Below are 19,575 nucleotides of genomic sequence, written 5' to 3'. Positions count from 1 at the left end.
GGGCCCCACCCAGGCCGACCCGTCACTCTCGGTTACGTCATCGCATCACCGACGAGTTGGAGGAACGATGTCCCGCACGATCTCGAAGAAGCACCTGCTGGGCGGCCTGGCCGCTGCCGGAGTGCTCGCCGTGGGGATCGCCGCTCCCACCGTGGCGCTCGCCGACGACACGGCCACCCCGAGCCCCAGCGCCAGCGCGAGTGCGGAGGACCACAAGGACGGCCAGCGGCCGGAGCGTGGGGAGCGCCAGCAGGCGTTCGCCGAGGCGTTGGCCGAGGAGCTGGGTGTGCCCGCCGACAAGGTGACCGAGGCCCTGGAGAAGCTCCGCGAGCAGCACAAGCCGGACGGTGAGCGCCCCGAGGGTCGCGGCGGCGACCACAAGCGCGGTGGCGACCACAAGGATGGCGGCGACCGTGGCCCGAAGGGTTCCCCCGAGGACCGCCAGGAGGCCATGGCCGAGCGCCTCGCCGAGGCGGTCGAGGAGGGCAAGCTCACCCAGGAGCAGGCCGACGCGATCACCGCAGCCGCCGAAGCCGGCGTCTTCGGCCCCGCCCCCCGTCCCACCACCAAGTAACCCGACGCCCCACCCAGTCGATCATGAGGTTGGCGGCACTCGTCGATCTACAGAGTGCCGCCAACGTCATGATCAACCCCGCTGGGGCGGGGTGGGGTGGGGTGGGGTGGGAGTTAGGCGATGCAGGCGCAGACGATCAGGGCGGCGCCGAAGTGGCTGGCGGCGCTGACCTTTGCGACCGGGTGGGGCTCGTCGGAGCAGACGACCTCGCCGAGCTTGCCCGGGGTGAGCAGGTCCAGCACGACGAAGGCCAGCGCCATGATGCCCAGACCGATCACTCCGAACAGCACCGTGGACGCCAGACCCTTGGCGAAGTCGTGGTAGCTGGTCAGGATCGCGGTGAACACGATCCCGGCGACACCGAGCTGGTTGGCGGCGAGCAGCAACCCGGCGTTGGCGTTACGGCGTACCCAGATCAGGTCCCGCAGCTTGCCGGGGGTGAGCAGGTCGACCAGCCCGAAGCCGGCGGCCATCAGACCGACGCCGACGATCCCGAACACCACGCTCTGCCAGGCTCCGCTGAGCAGATCCTCCAACACCGACTGCCTCCCCGACTGTCATCTCCGACCGGCAGGGCGCCGGCACGGTGATCGAGACGATAGCGGCAGCCCGCAACGGCCGACAGCCCGGCGGCCGGGTTACAGCGACAGGTAGTGCTGGCGCTCGTACGGGGTGACCTCGCGGCGGTACTGCTCCCACTCCGAGCGCTTGTTGCGCAGGAAGAAGTCGAAGACGTGTTCGCCGAGCACCTCGGCGACCAGTTCCGAGCCGGCCATCACGTCGATCGCCTCGGCCAGGTTCTCCGGCAACGGCTCGTAGCCCATCGCCCGCCGTTCGCCACTGGTCAGGGCCCAGACGTCGTCCTCCGCACCCGGCGGCAGCTCGTACCCCTGCTCGATGCCCTTCATCCCGGCACCGAGCAGCACCGCGAAGGCCAGGTACGGGTTGGCGGCCGAGTCGGGCGAGCGGATCTCCACCCGGGCCGAGTTGGGCTTGCCGTACGCCGGGACCCGGACCAGGGCGGACCGGTTCAGGTGCCCCCAGCAGACGTACGCCGGGCTCTCGGTGACCCGGTCCGGCAGGGCCTGCGGGAACAGCCGCTTGTAGGAGTTCACCCACTGGTTGGTGACCGCGGTGTACTCCCGGGCGTGCACCAGCAGCCCGGCGATGAAGGCCCGGGCCACCTTGGACAGCTTCATCGGGTCGCTGGCGTCGTGGAAGGCGTTGCGTTCCCCCTCGAACAGCGACAGGTGGGTGTGCATGCCGCTGCCCGGCTGGTCGGTGAAGGGCTTGGGCATGAAGGTGGCCTGCACCCCGGTGGAGAGGGCCACCTCCTTCACCACGTGCCGGAAGGTCATGATGTTGTCGGCCGTGGTCAGGGCGTCGGCGTAGCGCAGGTCGATCTCCTGCTGGCCGGGGGCGACCTCGTGGTGGCTGTACTCCACCGAGATGCCGATCCGCTCCAGGGCCAGCACCGCCTGGCGGCGGAAGTCCCGGGCCACCGCGTGGGTGGTGTGCTCGAAGTAGCCGCCGGTGTCCACCGGGATCGGCACCGAGCCGTCCGCCGGGCCGTTCTCCAGCAGGAAGAACTCGATCTCGGGGTGGGTGTAGAAGGTGAAGCCCTTCTCGGCCGCCCGGGACAACGCCCGGCGCAGCACATGCCGGGGGTCGGCCCAGGAGGGGCTGCCGTCGGGCAGCAGGATGTCGCAGAACATCCGGGCGCTCTCGCCGCTGACCCCGCCCTCGAAGGGGAACACCTGGAAGGTCGTCGGGTCCGGCATGGCCACCATGTCCGACTCGAAGACCCGGGCGAAGCCCTCGATCGCCGAGCCGTCGAACCCGATGCCCTCGTCGAAGGCGGCCTCCAGCTCGGCCGGGGCGACCGAGACGCTCTTGAGGGTGCCGAGCACGTCGGTGAACCAGAGCCGGACGAAGCGGATGTCCCGCTCTTCCAGCGTACGAAGAACGAACTCCTGCTGTCGGTCCACTGCCTCAACCTTCCGCGACTCTATGTCCGCCTTCGACCGGGCTTTGCCCGACCTGTCCGACCAGTCTTCACCGGCCCGATTACGCAGACGTTACGCGAACAGCCGTCACCGCGTCCCGTGCAGTCCCGACCGGCGGTCACCGGCCCGCTGCGGGGGTTCGGCAGCCACGCCCACGTGTCGACCTCATCGGGCTGGGGCAAGATGAGGACATGCCCACCCTGCGTCTCGCTCTGTGCCAGGTCAACCCCAGCGTCGGCGATCTCACCGGCAACGCCGACCTAGTCCGCGCCTGGTCCCGCCGGGCCGCCGAGGCCGGCGCCCAGTTGGTGCTCTTCCCGGAGATGGTGCTGACCGGCTACCCGGTGGAGGATCTGGTCTTCCGGCGGTCCTTCGTCGCCGCCTCCAAGGCCGCCCTGGACCGGCTCGCCGCCGACCTGGCCGCCGACGGCCTGGGTGAGGTGCCGATCGTGGTGGGCTATCTGGACGCCGACGGTCCGCCGCAGTTCAGCGGCGACGCCGAGCCGGGTCGCGGGGCCCGCAACGCCGCCGCCCTGCTGCACCAGGGCCAGGTGCAGGCCACCTACTTCAAGCACCACCTGCCCAACTACGGGGTCTTCGACGAGGACCGCTACTTCGTGCCCGGAGACACCCTGACGGTGGTCCGGCTCGGCGGGGTGGACGTGGCGCTGACCATCTGCGAGGACCTGTGGCAGGCCGGCGGGCCGTTCGCCGCCGCCCGGCAGGCCGGGGTCGGGCTGGTCGTCAGCATCAACGGCTCGCCGTACGAGCTGAACAAGGACGACCTGCGGCTGCCGGTGGTCCGCCGCCGGGCCGCCGAGGCCGAGGCCACCATCGCCTACGTCAACATGGTCGGCGGCCAGGACGAGTTGGTCTTCGAGGGCGACTCGATGATCGTCGGGCCGGACGGGACCCTGCTGGCCCGGGCCCCGCAGTTCGTCGAGCACCTGCTCGTCCACGACGTGTCCGTGCCGTCGACCACCGAGGCGGGCGGGATCGCCGACGGCGGCCAGGTGGGCGACGGGTTGCGGCTGGTGCGGCGTACGGTCGAGGGCCTTCCGCCCGCCCCGGACGGCCCGGCGGCGCACGGCGGGGTCATCGAGCCGGTCGCCGACGAGGCCGAGGTGTGGCAGGCCCTGGTGCTAGGGCTGCGCGACTATGTGAACAAGAACCGCTTCCCCTCGGTGGTGCTGGGCCTCTCCGGCGGCATCGACTCGGCCGTGGTGGCGGCCATCGCGGTGGACGCCCTCGGCCCCGACCGGGTCGTCGGGGTCTCGCTGCCCAGTCAGCACTCCTCCGAGCACAGCCGGGAGGACGCGGCCGACCTGGCCAAGCGCACCGGGCTGGACTACCGGATCGAGCCGATCCAGCCGATGGTGGACGCCTTCCTGGCCAACCTGTCCCTGTCCGGGGTGGCCGTGGAGAACCTCCAGGCCCGGGTGCGGGGGGTGATCCTGATGGCCCTGTCGAACCAGGAGGGCCCGCTGGTGCTCACCACCGGCAACAAGAGCGAACTGGCGGTCGGCTACTCCACCCTCTACGGCGACTCGGTCGGCGGCTTCAACCCGATCAAGGACGTGTGGAAGACCCTGGTGTGGCGGCTGGCCAAGTGGCGCAACGCCGAGGCCACCCGGCTGGGCCACACCCCGCCGATCCCGGAGAACTCGATCGGCAAGCCGCCGAGCGCCGAGCTGAGCCCGGGTCAGCTGGACAGCGACACCCTGCCCGACTACGACGTGCTGGACCCGATCCTGATCGGCTACGTCGACGGGGACCTGGGCCGGGATGGCCTGGTGGCCTCCGGCCATGACCCGGTGATCGTGGACAAGGTGCTGCGGATGGTGGATACCGCCGAGTACAAGCGCCGCCAGTCCGCCCCCGGCACGAAGATCTCCATGAAGGCGTTCGGCCGGGACCGACGGCTGCCGATCACCAACCGGTGGCGGGAGGACGGCTGACCCCACCACCGGCCCCGGCCGGAGTGACATCCTCCACTGCGACCTGCCGCCACCGGGCCCACCGGTGCGACGATCGCGGCAGAGCCCGGGGACCGCGTACGCGGCCTCGAGGAAAGGAGACAGTCATGGTGGAGTCCACTCCGGCCGAGGTGACCGCCCTCTACGGCGGCCCGGCCACCCGCCGGGTCCGTACCCGCGATCTGATCGCCGCCAAGGAGCGCGGCGAGAAGTGGGCCATGCTCACCTCGTACGACCAGTACACCGCCTCGATCTTCGACGCGGCCGGCATTCCGGTGCTGCTGGTCGGCGACTCGGCGGCGAACAACGTGTTCGGCTACGAGACCACCCTGCCGGTGACCGCGGAGGATCTGCTGCCCCTGGTCCGGGCGGTGGTCCGGGCCACCCGGCAGACCCTGGTCGTCGGTGACCTGCCGTTCGGCTCGTACGAGGAGGGGCCGACCCAGGCCCTGCGTACGGCCGTACGGTTCATGAAGGAGGGCGGCTGTCACGCGGTGAAGCTGGAGGGTGGTCGGCGCTGTGCCGACCAGATCGCCGCCATCGTCGGCGCCGGCATCCCGGTGATGGCGCACATCGGCTTCACCCCGCAGAGCGAGCACAACCTCGGCGGCTACCGGGTGCAGGGCCGGGGTGACGCCGCCGAGGAGGTGATCGCCGACGCGCGGGCGGTCGCCGAGGCCGGGGCCTTCGCGGTGGTGCTGGAGATGGTGCCCGGGACGGTCGCCAAGCGGATCACCGCCGAGCTGACCATCCCCACGGTGGGCATCGGTGCCGGCCCGGAGACGGATGCCCAGGTGCTGGTCTGGCAGGACATGGCCGGTCTGCGGACCGGACGGGCCCCCCGGTTCGTCAAGCGCTACGCCGACCTGGCCGGCACCCTGGAGGCGGCCACCCGCCGCTTCGCCGAGGAGGTACGCGGCGGCGAGTTCCCGGCCGCCGAGCACACCTTCTGACCCTCACCGGATCCTGGGGTGCGGCGATGCTTCACACCCCAGGATCCGGTACCGGGATGCCCGAGGGCGGAATGACTGGACAGGGCGCACTACGCTTCGCAGCCGTGAAACGTGATCAACTCTTTGCACTAGCCCTGGCCGGAGTCACCGTCTTCGCCCTCACCGCCTGCGGCGGGGAGGACACCGAGGCCCCGGTGACCTCCGCCTCGGCCCCCGCCAGCGCCTCCGCCACCCCGCAGACCTCCGCACCGGCCGCCGCCGGTGAGGACGACAAGAAGGTCTGTGAGGCCGTGCAGAAGGCCGGAGACGAGTCGAAGGAAGTACTGTTCGACGCGCTCCAGGCCGGTAAGGAGCCGACCGCCGAGATGCTGTCGGAGACCTACACCGACATGGCCGCGGCGCTCGGCAAGGCCGCCGAGGCCGCCAGCACGGACAGCAAGGTGGCCAACGCGGTGAAGGAGTTCCAGGCCCAGGTGGAGGAGGCTGCCGAGTCCTCCGACCCGGTCGCCGCCGGGGACGCCGCCGCCTTCCAGAAGACCGCCACGAACCTCACCGCGGTCTGCAAGGAAACCGGCGTCGACATCAACTTCTGACCGTCGCAACGGTGTGGCCCGGCCCCACGGCCGGGCCACACCGTTGTCAGAGATCGGTGACCCGCACTCCGGCGTGGGTCTTGTACCGGCGGTTGATCGCGATCAGGTTGGCGGTGAACGCCTCGATCTGGTGGGCGTTGCGCAGCCGTCCCGCGTACACCCCCCGCATCCCGGGAATCCGGGCGGCCAGGGCGGCGACGACATCGACCAGCTCCCGCTCCTCGGTGCAGATCAGCACGTCCAGCTCGATCCGGTCGATCTCCGGGTCGGCCAGCAGCGGGGCACTGACGTGGTTGAAGGCCGCGCAGACCCGGGAGTCCGGCAGCAGGGCGGCGGCCTGCTGAACCGCGCTGCCCTCGGCCACCGGCAGGGGGTACGGACCCTGCTTGTCGAAGCCGAGGGGATTGACACAGTCGACCACGATCTTGCCGGCCAGGGGCTCGGCCAGGTCGGTAAGGGTAGCGGCGTGCCCCTCCCAGGGCACCGCGATGATCACCACATCGCTGCGCCAGGCCACCTCGTCGTTGTCCGCCCCGGTGACGCTGCCACCGGCCGCGACCCCGGGCAGGGCGGCGATCTCCTCGGCCGACTGGGCGGCCCGGGAGGCGGAACGGGAGCCGATCAACACGGTCTGACCGGCCCGGGCGAACCGGTAGGCCAACCCCCGACCCTGGTCGCCGGTGCCGCCGATGATGCCGACCGTGAGCCCGGAGACGTCGGGCAGGTCGCTCGGATCGTATGCCATGGTCGTCATCCTTCCAGCCACACCGACCCGACAACGGCGACTACCCCTGTGACAATCCCCGCTGCCGGTTGCGGTCAGGCGAGTTCGAAGGCGACCGCCCGGGTGGCCGGGTCGGCGGTCACCAACCGGACCCGCATCCGGGTGCCCAGGGTCAGCTCACCCAGGCAGCGGGCGCGTACCGGCGGATCGTCCAGGGCGACCGTACCGCCGGGCGGCCGACTCGACCGGCCGTTCGCCGGGGCGGTCACGTCCAGCACGGCCGCCTCGAAGGTCTCCCCCACCCGGTGCTGCAACAGCACCGCCTCGGCCAGATCGATCGCACCCCGGTTGGCCGCCGAGGCGACCCGGTCGGTGGCCGCCATCGCCGCCGGCAACCGGGGCAACGCCTCCCGGGCCCAGTCCGGCACCGTCCGACCCTCGTGCAGGGCCAGGCAGACCTCCGTGGCGTACCGGTCGGCCAGTCGACGCAACGGGGCCGTGACATGGGCGTACGCGGCCGCCACCCCACCGTGGGTCGGCTGCTCGGGCACCTCGCCGTCGAAGGCGGTGTACGCGGCCGACCGCATCAACTCGGCCGCCTGGTCGACGAAGGCGGCGGCCCGGGGCTGCCCCGGATCCAACCCCAGCAGCAGCTCACCGACGCCTACCTCGTCCGGCCAGTGCACCCCCAGCGGCGCGGCGGCGGCCCGCAACCGCTGCACCGCCTCCGGCTTCGGCGCCGGCATAGTACGCAGCAGACCGATCCTGCCAGCCAGCATCAGATCGGCGGCGGCCATCCCGGTGAGCAGGGAGATCTGGGCGTTGTGTTCCTCCATCGGCACCGGGGCCCGCAGCACCAGCCGCCACCCCTCGCCGTCGGCCTCCACATCCTGCTCGGGGATCGGCAGGTTGATCGCCCCGCGACGCAGTCCCCGGGCGGTGAGCAGGGCCCCGATCTCGGGCAGCAGGGCGATCGGCTCCGGCAGCCGACCCGCCTCGGCGTCGGCCTGCACCCCGGGGTAGTCCAACTGGGCCCGGCTGCGGACCAGCGCCCGTTCCAGATGCACCGACGTGGTGGCCCCCTCGGGGTCCAGGTCGATGGTCCACAGCACGGCCGCCCGGTCCACCTCCGGCAGCAGACTGGCCGCGCCCTCACCGAGGCTGTGCGGGTGCAACGGCACATTGCCGTCCGGCAGGTAGACGGTCTGCCCGCGCCGCCAGGTCTCCTCCTCCAGGGCACCACCCGGGCGTACGTGGGCGGCCACGTCGGCTATCGCGTACCGCACCCGGAAGCCGCCACCGGCGCGGCGGCTCAGGTGCATCGCCTGGTCCAGGTCCCGCGACCCGGGCGGGTCCAGGGTGACCAGCGGGATGTCCGTGCGGTCGACCGCGGGCCGGGGTGGCGCGGCGGCGGCCTCCTCGGCCTCCCGCAGCGCGGCCTGCGGGTAGTCGTCGGGCAGCCCCAACTCGCGGCGCAGGGCCCCGAAGTCGATGCGCGGTGCTAGGACGCGTCGGATGACCATGGGCCCATCCTGACAGCGCCGGGTCGGAAACGCCCTCTCCCGACCGACGGGGGTACGCCCCCTCAGTCGGCAGGATCCCGCCGCAGTACGCCCCGGCCTACTTCGCCTTCGTCGTGCCCTTACGGGCGGGGGCCTTCTTGGCGGTGGTGGTCTTCTTCGCGGCCGCCGTGGGCCGGGTCGAGGTCGCCTTCTTCGCGGTGGTCGTCTTCTTCGCCGGAGCCCTGGTCGAGGTCGCCTTCTTCGCCGGGGCCTTCTTAGCGGTCGCCGTGGCGGGCGCCTTCTTGGCGGGCGCCTTCTTGGCGGCGGTCGTCTTGGCGGCGGTCGCAGGCCGGGTGGATGGCGCCTTCTTGGCGGCTGCTGCGGGTCGGGTTGAGGTCGCCTTCGCGGTGGTCTTCTTCGCGGGGGCCTTGGTGGCGGTGGTCTTGGTCGCAGCGGTCCGCGTGGTGGGTGCGGTGGACTTGCGCGCCGCCGGCGCGGTGCCGGTGGCCCGGCGACTGGACGGGGTGCGGGTCACACCGGCGGTGCGTTCCGTCGCGGCGGTTCTCCTCGCGGGCGTACGCTTCGCGGCCGGTGGGGTGGCCTGTTGTGCTTCGGCCATCTCGATTGCCTCCTCGGGGACGTGTCACCGCCCCGGCGGCGCACGCGGTGCTCTCGACCCGGGAGACCCCCGCGTCGTCTACTCCCTGTACTCCTTGCCCTCTTCCTCGGCCCTGCGGGCGTCCTCGGCCTCCCACGCCTCGTTACGCTCCCGCACCTTCTGGAGGGCGTTCTCCGCGTCGGCGGCGGAGGCGTACGGGCCGAGCACGTGCCTAGCCGCACAGACCTCGGTTCCGGTCTCGACTCGGTGGTGTCGGGTGCACCAGTAGTAGCGCCGGGGGTCGCTGTCGCTCATGGGAATCACTGTGCACCGACGAGCGGCCACTCGCCACCGGAACAGCGCAAGTCCTCGGAGACTTCCACAGTAGATCCGGGTGTGATGGTGGCGGGCCGGAACCGGGAGATTCGCCGCCCGGTTCTCCTGGGCCCGGGCGGGGGACGCGGGTCGGGCCGGGAGCGCGGGCCGGCGGCCGGGGCTAGGGTCGCCGGGGTGGGGGTGCCGGATTACATCCTGCGGCTGCGTGAGCACGTCGGACATGACCTGCTCTGGCTGCCGAGCGTCAGCGCGGTGGTCTGCAACGAGGCCGGTGAACTGCTGCTGGGCCAACGCGCCGACGACGGACGCTGGGCGGTGCCTAGCGGTTTCGTCGAGCCGGGCGAACAGCCGGCCACCGCGGTGGTGCGTGAGGTGTGGGAGGAGGCCGGCCTGCGGGTCGAGCCGCTGCGGCTCAGCAGCGCGGTGTCGCACCCGCACCGGTACCCGAACGGGGACCGGTGCGAGTGCCTCAACCTCTGTTTCCACTGCCGGCCGGTGGGCGGGCAGGCTCGGGTGAACGACGACGAGTCGCTGGCCGTGGGTTGGTTCCCGCCGGAGGAGCTACCCGAGTTGGACGAGCATTCCCGCCTGGTGATCCGGCACGCCCTCGACCCCCAGGCCCCGGCCTTCTTCCTGCCCCCGGGCACCGTGTGGCGCGAGCCCGGCTGACCGGAGGAGGGCTCAGGCGGCTACCGGCTCCACCGGGATCCACAGTTGCGCCTCGGCCTGGGTGCCGTCGGCGGAGACCGTGGTACGCGAGATCTCCGGCCCGGGGCGGGAACGGTAGGGGTTGGACGGGAACCACTGGGTGAAGACGTCCCGCCACAGGTGCTGCACCGCTGCGGGGAACGGCCCGGACACCTCGAACACCGCCCAGTCCCCCGCCGACACCGGCAACACCTCGAGATCGGCCGGCACCTCGGCGCCGGTGACCACCCCGTACCAGTAATCCAGTTCGGTGCCCTCGGCCCGGTTGCCGGTCAGGCCGTCGCTGACGTTGACGATCCCCGCCGGTTCCTGGTCGGACAGGGCCTCGATGCGTTCCCGGGTCGCCGGGTCGATGCTCTTGATGAAGGCGACGATCGCCGGGTTCATGCCCTCGTGCACCAGCGGCACCCGGGCCTTGCGGCCGGCCAACTGGAAGGCGTCCTTACTCACGATGCGGTATCGCATACTGCTGCTCCCTTCGACGATGAGCCGGAAGGAGACCCGTGGCTGGGCGTGCAGGGCGCACTTCGTACGCCGGGCCTCGCCCGGGCCTGTCCCGTGCATGGCCTTGAACGCACGGGCGAAGGCCTCGGCCGAGCCGTACCCCCAGCGGACCGCGATGTCCAGCAGGGTGCGCTCCCCCGCGACCACCTCCGCCGCCGCCATGGTCAGCCGTCGACGGCGCACGTACTCGGACAGCGGAATGCCGGCCAGTGCGGAGAACAGCCGCCGGAAGTGGTACTCCGAGGTGACTGCGATCCGCGCCAGATCGGCGATCTCGACCGGCTGGTCGAGCCGCTGTTCTAGGTGGTCCAAAGCCTGGTTGAGCCGCTCCAGCACGCCAGGTCTCCCTCCCTTGATGCGACCCACGCTATGGTCGCGGCGGACTCGCCGACCCGACATGCGGTGCCCGGTCGGGTCGGGTCCAGCGCCGAAGATCCCGTGTTACCGTGCCTGCGTCCGATAGCAGACCATCACTGGCTGGCATACCAGCTCACGAGTGGAGCAGCTAGTGGGCTGTCCATGAACGTTCACCGGGTTGGTGACACGCCGGACGGCGTTCACTCGGACCAGGCGATAGGGGCTCACCCTCGACGGCGGTGATGTTGGCTGCCGGGAGTGGGGTGGGCGAGTTGGCCGAGCCGGTACGGGCACGGCGGTTGACGCAGGACGAGGGCCGCAGGCTGCAGCAACTGGTACGGCGGGGCAAGCACGACTCGGTTCGGTCCGCCGGGCGTTGATCATCATGGCGTCGGCCTCGGGCACGCCGGTGCCGGCGATCGCGCGGCTGGTCGCGGCACACGAGGACACGGTGCGTGATGTGATCCATGCGTTCAACGAGATGGGTCTTCGTGCGCTGGACTCTCGGTGGGCGGGAGGCCGTCCCCGCCGGATCGATGACGACGATGAGGCGTTCATCGTCGCGACGGCCACCACGCGGCCGAGCAAGCTCGGCCGCCCGTTCACCCGCTGGAGCCTGCGCAAACTCGCCGACTACCTCGCTACCAACCCTGATCGGCGGGTGGTTGTCGGTCGGGAACGGCTGCGGCAGATGCTGCGCGACAACGAGGTCAGCTGGCAGCGCACCAGGACGTGGAAGGAGTCGACCGACCCGGACTTCGACGCCAAGCTGGACCGCATCGAGGAGGTGACTACCCGGTTTTCGCAGCGCTGCTTCGCGTTCGACCAGTTCGGGCCGCTGTCGATCCGCCCGTACCACGACACCTCATGGGCGCCGGCCGGGCACCCCGACCGGCTGCCCGCGACCTACGCGCGCACGCACGGGATCCGCTACTTCCACGGCTGCTACAGCTTCGCCGACGACCAGCTGTGGGGTGTCATGCGCCGCCGCAAGGGCGGCGATCACACTCTGTCCGCGCTCAAGTCGATCCGCGCGCGGCGGCCTGACGGTGCACCGATCTACGTCACCCTGGACAACCTGTCGGCGAACAAGACCCCGACCATCCGGGCCTGGGCGGCCCGGAACAAGGTCGAGTTGTGTTTCACCCCGACCAGCGCGTCGTGGGCCAACCCGATCGAGGCCCAGTTCGGGCCACTGCGCACCTTTACGATGGCCGGCTCGAACCACCCGAACCACACCGTGCTGGCCCGTGAGCTGCAGAAATACCTGAGCTGGCGCAACGCCAACGCCCGTCACCCCGACGTCCTGGCAGCTCAACGCCGCGAACGCGCCCGAGTCCGCAGCGAACGCCAACACCGCTGAGGCCGACCTCGCATCAAAACCGCCTGACCGATGAGACCCGGTGACCGTTCATGGACAGCCCGCTATGCGTTCGCGGCTTCAGCTTCGAGATTACCGAGGAAGCCGGCCCAGCCGGTGTGAGTGTTTACGACGAGATCGGGCGGCACGTTGGTGTGGTGCAGGGTCAGCAGGGTGCCGCCGGCTTGCGCCGACAGGGTCACCTCGACCTGGGAGGAGCCGGACGGCAGATCGGGCACGCCGGGCGTCGGATCCCAGCCAAATGTAAAGACGATCTTCTCGTATAGCCGAAGCTCGATGAAGCGGCCGCGTACAACGGGCCGTGGACCGTCGGAGAGCTGGAACATCAGTTCGCCGCCCGGCACCGGGTCGAGATCGGCCGGACCGAGCCAGCGGGCCATGCGCGCCGGATCGGTGAAGAAGCGCCAGACCACCTCGGGCGGGGCTTCGATCTTGATGGTGTGCTCAATCATCCCTGGTGTTCCTGCTCCACTTCTCGCTTGAGATGGTCGAGCCGGGCCGCCCACATGGCGTCAAGGAAGCCAGCGGCCTCGGCGAAGCCTTCGGCCCGCAGCCGGTAGAGGCGGCGGCTTCCGTCGCGTCGCACGTGGAGCAGGCCGGCGTGGACCAGGACACGCAGGTGCTGCGAGACGGCTGGCCGGCTGATCACCGGGAACTGCGCGGCGATCTCGCCGGCTGCGACCTCGCGGTCGCGGGTGAGAAGAAGGATCCCACGGCGGGTGGGGTCGGCCACGGCAACGAACACCTGGTCCATCCACACCCCCTTTCGATGTTAGCTTGTGCCTACGAGCTTACGCGAAGACGGGAGTGTGATTCCGGTGATCGAACGGCTGGAACCCCTGGTCGGACGGTGGCGATCCAGCGGCCGCACGGTGGACGGCGTGCAGATCGCCGGCACCGACGCCTACGAGTGGCTCCCGGGCGGCGGGTTCCTGGTGCACTACGTCGACGTTCAGATGGGCGAGGACCGAGTGCAGGTGATCGAGATGATCGGCGACCCGGACCCGACCGACGGCGGCCGGCTGCGGATGCGGGCGTTCGACGACCAGGGCGGATACGGTGAGATGCGGGCAAGCGTCGACGAGGCCGGTGTCTGGACGTTCACCGGGGACACGATGCGCGCGACGCTAACCATCGACTCGGGCGGCAAGACGATGGCCGCGAAGTGGGAGCGCTCGCCCGACGGCGCAACCTGGGTGGACTGGATGGACATGGAGTTCGCCCGCGAAGCATGAGCGCTCCATAGCGCCCGCTCGTGGTCAGCGCGTTAGCAGCGAGGTGAGTCGGCAGCCATCCGCCGCAGCGACGATCTCGCTAGGCCCGGCGGCCACCCGCAATCGCCCACTCAGGCCATTAGTGCTGGTCGAGGTGCAGAGGTGACGAAAGGTATGCCACCCTCGGGCGAGATTTTCTCGCCGGCATCGACACTGTCGGAAGACCTTGCGCTGGCGTGGGTACCCGCGTCAGTCGGACCTGGAGGAAGCGTGGCCACCCTCGACACCGCACTCAAGGACGCCATGGGCATCGACGGCGCGATCGGCGTCGCGCTCGTCGACTACACCAGCGGAATGACCCTCGGCGTGGCCGGCGGCACCCCGGAGATCGACCTGACCGTCGCGGCGGCCGGCAACACCGATGTGGTACGCGCCAAGATGCGCACCATCGAGATGCTCAAGCTCAACGACGACATCGAGGACATGCTCATCACCCTCGGCGGTCAGTATCACATCATCCGGCCGCTGACCGGGCACACCGGCAAGGGCCTGTTCCTGTACCTGATGCTCAGCAAGAGCCGAGCCAACCTGGCTCTGGCCCGACACCAACTGCGCACCATCGAGGAGCAGCTGGAACTGTGAACAACAGCGACACGGTCCTGCCCCGCCGCACCGCCCAGCCGTCCGGCCCGCCACCCGCCAAGCTGCCACCCTCGCTGGCCGGCAATCCGTCACTGCCGTACTCGGCGATCGGCACCGAGCTGACCGAGCTGCGCCTACAGATCCCCGGGGTGCAGGGCAGTGTCCTCGGCGGGGTGGACGGGCTGCGCATCGCCCACGACCTGCCGGCCGAGCTGAGCCCGGACGACCTGGCCGCGATGGCGGCGGCCACCTTCGGCCTGGGCCGCCAGGTCAGCCACCGTCTGGGCCAGGGCGAGTTCCGCCAGTCCACCGTCCGCAACAACGGCGGCTACTTCTCGGTGTACGCGGTGGGCAGCCAGGCCCTGCTCTCCGTGGTCGGCACCGACGCGATCAATGTGGCCCGGCTGCACCTGCACGCCCCGCCGGTGGCGGACCGCCTGACCGCCCTGCTCGCCCAGATCAGCCCCGTGCCGACCCGCTGACCCCGGGCGCACCGCCCTCCCGTACGCCATCCGGTTCTTCCGGTGTCCTGGCTGCGCGACGGCGGTGCGCTCGGTGTCTGCCGGGGTGCGTGGGGGGCCCGAGGCTGGGTACTGAGCGGCCATGTCAGGTGACAAAAGATCGGTGGACGAGGAGCACTCCCGCCCCGCCGGTGTCGACGACACCACGATCGAGGCGCTGGGTGAACTGAGCAAAGCCCTGGAAGCCATCCACCGGGTACGCGGACATCTGTACTCGGCGCACCAGTTGGTCGGCGGTGCGGACCTCACCCTGGACCGGGTGGTGACCCTGCTGCGCGAGGCCGGACACGACGCCGTAGCCGACCGGGTGGAACACGAACTGCTCGGCCGCAACGTGCTACCCGGCCGCTGGACCTTCCAGATCGTGGAAGAGTTCGACGACGGCTACTACGCCACCTTCCAGGAGATCGAACGGTACGCCCGGGACACCCTGGCCGACGGCCGGCGGCACATCTACGAGGCGGAGATGAAACAACGACGCCGTACCCACGGCCGGGCCGGACACGAGGCCACCCCGTCGCAGTGACCGGCCCGCTCTGCGTGGGCTGAATGCGGTGGTGTCCGTCGCGGGTGACCCGATACCGTCCGGGCTCATCACGGAGGTAGCGGGGTCAGCATGAGCGACGGCAAGGGCACGACGGTGTTGTGGCGCCCGACCGGGCCCCGGGAACTGGAGCTGGTCCGCGCCTCCGGGTGGCGGAGGTGGCCCCCGCGCCTGCCCGACCAGCCGATCTTCTACCCCGTACTGAACGAGGACTACGCGATCAAGATCGCCCGGGACTGGAACGTGCCCGCCTCCGGCGCCGGGTACGTGACCCGCTTCCAGGTCGAGACGGACTTCCTCAGCCGCTACCCGGTCCGCCAGGTCGGCGGCGACACCATCCTTGAGCTGTGGGTACCCGCCGAGGAACTGGACGAGTTCAACAACCACATCGTCGGCCAGATCGAGGTGGTCAACGAGTTCCCTGGTAGAGCCGAGTAGGGCGAGTCCATGAGCGGTGCTGTCGGATCGCGAGGCTGAGAGAGCCACCGCGACGGGCGACTGCGAGCTAGTCCAGGTCCCCGCGCCGGGTGGCGATCCACGCCTCAACGTCCTCGGCAAGCCAGACGTTGCCCATCTGGAGCGTGGCCACAGGCTCAGGGAAGTCGCGCCGATTGGTGATCTGGTAGACGCGCTGTCGGGAGACGCCGCCGAGCATGGTTCGGATCTCGCCCGAACCCACCAACCGCAGCTTCTTGCCCATGGCACTGACGCTAGGCACACGCCGACTAGGCAACCGTCAAGTTGATAGAGGCCTAGTAGTCTCGGGCTCTAGTCGTTTACTCTTGATGCATGACTAGGTTCAAGTGGTACCAACGCCCTGATCAGCCGGTGGACTACATATCAGGTGAGCCGGTCCAGTCCAAGCACCGCACAGCCGCAGAGGTGGATCGGCCGGGCCACCGTCCCGGTCCCGGAGCAGCCGATGACCAAGGCCGCTGCTGCCTGGCGTAAGTGGAAGGCCATCAAGCGACTCAACCAGGGTGACCCATGCTGAACCCCCAACCGCAGCCAGAACCCCCATTCCCCGTCCTGATGGCTGGCTACGTGATCGACTTTCATCACCGTTCGGTCTGCTCGAAGTGCTCTGACGACGGGTGCCCACGCCTGACGGCAGCCGGCGAAGCCCTACGCCTCTGGAGAGACAGGGAGAGCCGGCGTGAAGGCCGGTGACGTGTTGCATCTGACCCGCGCGGCAAGCCCGCAGTTCGTACGGCCGATCCTCTTTCGCCTCATCAAGGTTCGTACGGAGTTGCCCACCTACGACGACCGGACATGGCTCGACGCCTACCAACTCGACAGCAAGGGCGATGCCGCAGCTCACGGAGAACTGTTCGTGCGCAAGGCAGGGGTGGCATGGCCACAGCCGAGTCCTACGAAGTCGCGCGCCTGACGTGGTGGCGCTTCGAAGCCGTAGCCTCGTGATCGTAAGGAGGTTGCCGGGTGGACATTTCGTGGAGTGCCACGTCTCCGACGTCAGGGAAGTTCGCCCCGGTGGAGCGGTCGGACATCGCTGGCCTCATCGAGCGGTTCGATGAACTGCGTGCCCAGGGGCGCGGCTACCTCGAAGTGCGCACCGATGCCGCATTCCCTGTACTCACGCTCGGGTTCACGGAGTCTGCGGCGGTCGTCCAGCTGATGACGGACGAGGATTCCACGTCCCTACTTGCTGCCGACCATCCTGCGAGCACGGATGTGGAAGTCCTGGTGCTGGACGATCCGGTCGAGTTCGCTGCGGACTTCATCTTCGACTTGGATTACGCCTGGCGGGTTGTTGAGGAGTTCGTCCGCACGTGTGTCCCTGGTCGCGCAGGAGCATGGCACGAGTTGTAGTGATGGCCATGACGGATCGTTCCTACGCGCTGGTTCAACGGCCAAAGTCACGGCTCCGAGCTGGTGTGCGACGGACGAGTCGACCTGTACGCCGGATTCTGGCGCTAAGAACGCTCTGACCTGCAACAAAGACCTATCAATAGGACCCTCAGGGCGCTTCTAGGGCGCCTGCGAAGCACCTTGAGCAGCCTCTTCTACCTGCTCCCATCGAGCCAGACTCTCACGTGCATGCCGAGTCTCAGCATGATCAGGACCAAGAGTCGAAGATAGATCAGCTACCAGACGATTAAGCACTTCAATGGCCCCACTAACGTCTCCGGCTTCCCCCTGCGCCTGAGCAAGGAGGCGAAGAGCGGACAGAGTCCCCAGATGCTGACGACCTAGAGTCTCCGAGAAGTTGGCCACAATTCGCTCCATAATAGCCACACTGCCCGAACCAGGCCACATCTCGCCTTTAGCGGGATCGGGCAGACGCGAAAAGTCGCGCTCAGTAGACCACCGAATAAGATCCGAAGCATTGGAAGCAATTTTCTGAGGCTGAGATCCCGACCCTGGCATGGCCCGAGAATATCCGGCCGGACCCCCTACAGCCTTGACAGCCTTAGCCACAAACTCGACATCATCGTCAAATCGCTCCAATTCGCGCAGCGAGACACCTAGATTGCGAAGCCTAACCCTTACATCATTTAACCCTTTGGCGAAGTCAGCCCAATCTTCCATGTAACGCGAGTCGATAGGCTTCCCAGAACCAGCCGCTCCCCGCCCGAGAATAAACTCAACATCATGATCAATAGCACGAACGGGTGCACTCTTCGCGAATGACCCCGCAAGTATCGCGCGATGCGGACCAACAGCAAACCAGGGCGAAACCGAAGAATCATGTTGCCGAGACGGCAACTCCGAGTCCGCCCCCGGCGAGAGGTTCCGTTCCAGCCGAGGCAACACCGCCTCGACACGGTCCCGCAGCCTGCGGAGCAGGCCGGGAGAAGCACCATACTTGCCTAAAAGTTCGACGAATTCAGCGGAAACTTGTCCTGCCCGCGCCGGGCGAGAGCGGAACCCAGGTCCATCCTTAGCGGTCATGCGCACCCCACCAACCCTTCGGTGGCGGACCAAGCCGATCCAGAACCGTAGCCAGATCATCAAGTGTACGCCGAACTTCATCACCAAGCAGATCAACTCGCTTTAGTGATCCACTTACCACGATGCAACCATCAGGTTTACCGTCGAGCGCAAAGGTAGGACTAGCCACGACGCCATCAGGCTGGTCGGAGCGACGCAACTGTCCCCAACTCAGCCCATACCGTTCTCGTGATTCACGCTGCGCCCATAAAGTTGGACCCTGATCGGTTGCATCACGCACGAACTGTCCCCACTCCTCGGCAAGCATCACCTCCTCCGATAATGCGGTTCCTGCAATGCCAACGCCAGGCCGCACAGAGGTCTGAGAATCAGACAACCTCGCCCCTGCCGCCAACGCCATGACGAGATCCAGCCGGTTCCAGAACAGGATGCCGCGACGGCGGTAGTAGCGAACCGTTATCTCATCCCAAGAAACACCCGTAAGCTTGACAAGACGGGATATAACACCACTTAGAGAAGCCCGCAGGTCATTATCGTAATTCCTAATTCGCGATTCTTGTACCGCAAAGCCCACGGAGCGAACAGCGTCATAAATAACCATAATGGACAAAGCGGCCACACTGGCCCACTGGAGCAAGACTTGCTGCTCCCAGAATCGCGCACTAGGAAGGTTGAGCTGGGCCAGCATTACAGCCGCACCCGCTACGGCCATCGCTAACGCGCGGGCCAAGCGCAGAGCAATCACGTAAAGATTATGAGCTATGGTCGCGTGCACATGAAATCCGCACATGGGAGGTGGGCGCCCTACCCGTCACCCTGCGGATCGTTACTAAACAGTAGATCAATCGCGTTGCGGGTGCGTTCCTCACTGGCGGGCATCAGGTGCGTGTAGACGCGGAGGGTGAAGCCGGGGTCGGCGTGGCCGAGGTACGACGCCAGCGCCTTGATGCTCTCCCCTGCGTCGAGCAGCGACGAGGCGTAGAAGTGGCGGAGCGCGTGCATCCCGGTGAAGCGGGTCGGCGTGATGCTGGCCGCCACGACAGCGGGTCGCCAGCTCTTGTTGTCGAAGGTGCGCCGGTTGATCGCGCCGCGCCGGGTGGTGGTGAACAGCAGTGGGACTGTGACCCGCTCGTCTGTGGCCGGGTCCTCCCACGGCAGGGTGAGCGACACCGGAGCGAAATCGCCGACGTGCTGCTTCAGCACCTGGGCGACAGAGTCGGGCAGCGGTATCCGGCGGTCCCGGTCATTCTTGGGCAGGCCGAAGACGAGCCGGGAACGGACGAGCTTGACCTGACGGCAGACGTGCACCCACCCGCCGTCAAAGTCGATGTCGTCGACCCCGAGGCCGAGGATCTCCCCCTGCCGCAGACCGCAGCCGGCCCCCAGGTCGACCATCGGGCGGTATCGCTGGGCGAGGCCACCGCGGATTGCCGAAACCTGTTCGTACCGCCACGGCACTACCCGACCCGAGTTGGCTCAGGTTTCGCGGATCTTGAGGGTGGCTAGGCTGTGACCTGCGGCGATGTTCG

At 68.7% G+C, this 19,575-nt stretch carries 24 protein-coding genes and 1 pseudogene; 13 read left to right on the top strand and 12 right to left on the bottom strand.

The genetic code is table 11. The features are described 5' to 3' along the window. Positions 1-67 precede the first annotated feature (67 nt). Positions 68-574 (top strand): hypothetical protein, encoded by a 507-nt coding sequence (locus OIE53_RS01350; RefSeq protein ID WP_327024716.1) that lies wholly within the window; start codon positions 68-70, stop codon positions 572-574. 113 nt (positions 575-687) lie between these two features. Here the strand turns inward: OIE53_RS01350 and OIE53_RS01345 are convergent, their stop codons facing one another. Both OIE53_RS01345 and glnA read right to left on the bottom strand, forming a co-directional pair. Further along, complete coding sequence (locus OIE53_RS01345; protein ID WP_327024715.1) at positions 688-1,113, bottom strand: DUF350 domain-containing protein; 426 nt, start codon at positions 1,111-1,113, stop codon at positions 688-690. A gap of 99 nt (positions 1,114-1,212) precedes the next feature. After that, complete coding sequence (glnA, locus tag OIE53_RS01340) at positions 1,213-2,562, bottom strand: type I glutamate--ammonia ligase (RefSeq protein ID WP_327024714.1); 1,350 nt, start codon at positions 2,560-2,562, stop codon at positions 1,213-1,215. Between the two features lie 209 nt (positions 2,563-2,771). Here glnA and OIE53_RS01335 point away from each other — a divergent pair, with 209 nt between their 5' ends. The 3 genes from OIE53_RS01335 (at position 2,772) to OIE53_RS01325 (ending at position 6,102) form a co-directional block, all read left to right on the top strand. Next, a complete protein-coding gene (locus OIE53_RS01335) occupies positions 2,772-4,538 on the top strand; it encodes an NAD+ synthase (RefSeq protein ID WP_327024712.1) in 1,767 nt (588 codons plus the stop codon). A gap of 125 nt (positions 4,539-4,663) precedes the next feature. Then, positions 4,664-5,509: a 3-methyl-2-oxobutanoate hydroxymethyltransferase gene (panB, locus tag OIE53_RS01330; protein ID WP_327024711.1), complete on the top strand. Its 846-nt coding sequence runs from the start codon at positions 4,664-4,666 to the stop codon at positions 5,507-5,509. A 104-nt stretch (positions 5,510-5,613) separates the two neighbouring features. Next, positions 5,614-6,102 carry a hypothetical protein gene (locus tag OIE53_RS01325; RefSeq protein WP_327024710.1) on the top strand — a complete coding sequence of 163 codons (489 nt, stop codon included), beginning with the start codon at positions 5,614-5,616 and terminating at the stop codon, positions 6,100-6,102. A gap of 46 nt (positions 6,103-6,148) precedes the next feature. On the opposite strand, the gene npdG is transcribed toward OIE53_RS01325, so the two are convergent. From npdG to OIE53_RS01305, 4 genes are all read right to left on the bottom strand, one after another. Further along, positions 6,149-6,847 (bottom strand): NADPH-dependent F420 reductase, encoded by a 699-nt coding sequence (gene npdG / locus OIE53_RS01320; protein WP_327024709.1) that lies wholly within the window; start codon positions 6,845-6,847, stop codon positions 6,149-6,151. A gap of 74 nt (positions 6,848-6,921) precedes the next feature. Further along, positions 6,922-8,349 carry an RNB domain-containing ribonuclease gene (locus tag OIE53_RS01315; RefSeq protein WP_327024708.1) on the bottom strand — a complete coding sequence of 476 codons (1,428 nt, stop codon included), beginning with the start codon at positions 8,347-8,349 and terminating at the stop codon, positions 6,922-6,924. A 97-nt stretch (positions 8,350-8,446) separates the two neighbouring features. Continuing rightward, a complete protein-coding gene (locus OIE53_RS01310; RefSeq protein WP_327024707.1) occupies positions 8,447-8,947 on the bottom strand; it encodes a hypothetical protein in 501 nt (166 codons plus the stop codon). Positions 8,948-9,025: 78 nt separating this feature from the next. Then, positions 9,026-9,241, bottom strand: a complete 216-nt coding sequence (locus OIE53_RS01305) for a hypothetical protein (protein WP_327024706.1) — start codon at positions 9,239-9,241, stop codon at positions 9,026-9,028. Positions 9,242-9,436: 195 nt separating this feature from the next. On the opposite strand from OIE53_RS01305, the gene OIE53_RS01300 reads away from it, so the two are divergent. Continuing rightward, the gene (locus OIE53_RS01300; RefSeq protein WP_327024705.1) at positions 9,437-9,931 is read left to right on the top strand and encodes an NUDIX hydrolase; all 495 of its coding nucleotides are present in this window, start codon (positions 9,437-9,439) and stop codon (positions 9,929-9,931) included. Between the two features lie 12 nt (positions 9,932-9,943). Here OIE53_RS01300 and OIE53_RS01295 read toward each other — a convergent pair whose 3' ends face one another. Further along, positions 9,944-10,810 (bottom strand): AraC family transcriptional regulator, encoded by an 867-nt coding sequence (locus OIE53_RS01295; protein ID WP_327024704.1) that lies wholly within the window; start codon positions 10,808-10,810, stop codon positions 9,944-9,946. A gap of 293 nt (positions 10,811-11,103) precedes the next feature. Between OIE53_RS01295 and OIE53_RS01290 the strand changes: the two are divergent. After that, positions 11,104-12,194: pseudogene (locus OIE53_RS01290) on the top strand (IS630 family transposase). 62 nt (positions 12,195-12,256) lie between these two features. Here the strand turns inward: OIE53_RS01290 and OIE53_RS01285 are convergent. Both OIE53_RS01285 and OIE53_RS01280 read right to left on the bottom strand, forming a co-directional pair. After that, entirely contained in the window at positions 12,257-12,664 is a 408-nt protein-coding gene (locus OIE53_RS01285; protein WP_327024703.1) for an SRPBCC family protein, read from the bottom strand. Then, on the bottom strand, positions 12,661-12,966 hold the full coding sequence (locus tag OIE53_RS01280; protein ID WP_327024702.1) for an ArsR/SmtB family transcription factor: 306 nt from the start codon (positions 12,964-12,966) through the stop codon (positions 12,661-12,663). The genes OIE53_RS01285 and OIE53_RS01280 overlap by 4 nt, the downstream gene beginning before the upstream one ends. A gap of 64 nt (positions 12,967-13,030) precedes the next feature. Between OIE53_RS01280 and OIE53_RS01275 the strand changes: the two genes are divergently transcribed. From OIE53_RS01275 to OIE53_RS01255, 5 genes are all read left to right on the top strand, one after another. After that, the gene (locus OIE53_RS01275; protein WP_327024701.1) at positions 13,031-13,447 is read left to right on the top strand and encodes a hypothetical protein; all 417 of its coding nucleotides are present in this window, start codon (positions 13,031-13,033) and stop codon (positions 13,445-13,447) included. Positions 13,448-13,696: 249 nt separating this feature from the next. Beyond that, positions 13,697-14,068 (top strand): hypothetical protein, encoded by a 372-nt coding sequence (locus tag OIE53_RS01270; RefSeq protein ID WP_327024700.1) that lies wholly within the window; start codon positions 13,697-13,699, stop codon positions 14,066-14,068. Further along, positions 14,065-14,550: a roadblock/LC7 domain-containing protein gene (locus tag OIE53_RS01265; RefSeq protein ID WP_327024698.1), complete on the top strand. Its 486-nt coding sequence runs from the start codon at positions 14,065-14,067 to the stop codon at positions 14,548-14,550. The genes OIE53_RS01270 and OIE53_RS01265 overlap by 4 nt, the downstream gene beginning before the upstream one ends. Before the next feature lie 121 nt (positions 14,551-14,671). Next, positions 14,672-15,115, top strand: coding sequence for a hypothetical protein (locus OIE53_RS01260; RefSeq protein WP_327024697.1), 444 nt, complete (start codon positions 14,672-14,674; stop codon positions 15,113-15,115). Positions 15,116-15,205: 90 nt separating this feature from the next. Beyond that, a complete protein-coding gene (locus tag OIE53_RS01255) occupies positions 15,206-15,571 on the top strand; it encodes a hypothetical protein (RefSeq protein WP_327024696.1) in 366 nt (121 codons plus the stop codon). A 67-nt stretch (positions 15,572-15,638) separates the two neighbouring features. Here OIE53_RS01255 and OIE53_RS01250 read toward each other — a convergent pair whose 3' ends face one another. Then, the gene (locus OIE53_RS01250; protein WP_327024695.1) at positions 15,639-15,833 is read right to left on the bottom strand and encodes a helix-turn-helix transcriptional regulator; all 195 of its coding nucleotides are present in this window, start codon (positions 15,831-15,833) and stop codon (positions 15,639-15,641) included. Between the two features lie 456 nt (positions 15,834-16,289). On the opposite strand from OIE53_RS01250, the gene OIE53_RS01245 reads away from it, so the two are divergent. Both OIE53_RS01245 and OIE53_RS01240 read left to right on the top strand, forming a co-directional pair. Then, a complete protein-coding gene (locus OIE53_RS01245; RefSeq protein WP_327024694.1) occupies positions 16,290-16,523 on the top strand; it encodes a hypothetical protein in 234 nt (77 codons plus the stop codon). Positions 16,524-16,573: 50 nt separating this feature from the next. Further along, entirely contained in the window at positions 16,574-16,963 is a 390-nt protein-coding gene (locus tag OIE53_RS01240) for a hypothetical protein (protein WP_327024693.1), read from the top strand. A 1,072-nt stretch (positions 16,964-18,035) separates the two neighbouring features. On the opposite strand, the gene OIE53_RS01235 is transcribed toward OIE53_RS01240, so the two are convergent. Then, the gene (locus OIE53_RS01235) at positions 18,036-18,791 is read right to left on the bottom strand and encodes a hypothetical protein (RefSeq protein WP_327024692.1); all 756 of its coding nucleotides are present in this window, start codon (positions 18,789-18,791) and stop codon (positions 18,036-18,038) included. Positions 18,792-18,850: 59 nt separating this feature from the next. Further along, positions 18,851-19,504, bottom strand: coding sequence for a tyrosine-type recombinase/integrase (locus tag OIE53_RS01230; protein WP_327024691.1), 654 nt, complete (start codon positions 19,502-19,504; stop codon positions 18,851-18,853). Between the last annotated feature and the right edge of the window lie 71 nt (positions 19,505-19,575).

This window comes from Micromonospora sp. NBC_01739 (genome assembly GCF_035920385.1).
Taxonomy (GTDB): Bacteria; Actinomycetota; Actinomycetes; order Mycobacteriales; family Micromonosporaceae; genus Micromonospora.
Note: the sequence above shows the minus strand (reverse complement) of the source record. Positions and strands in the feature narration are given on the sequence as shown.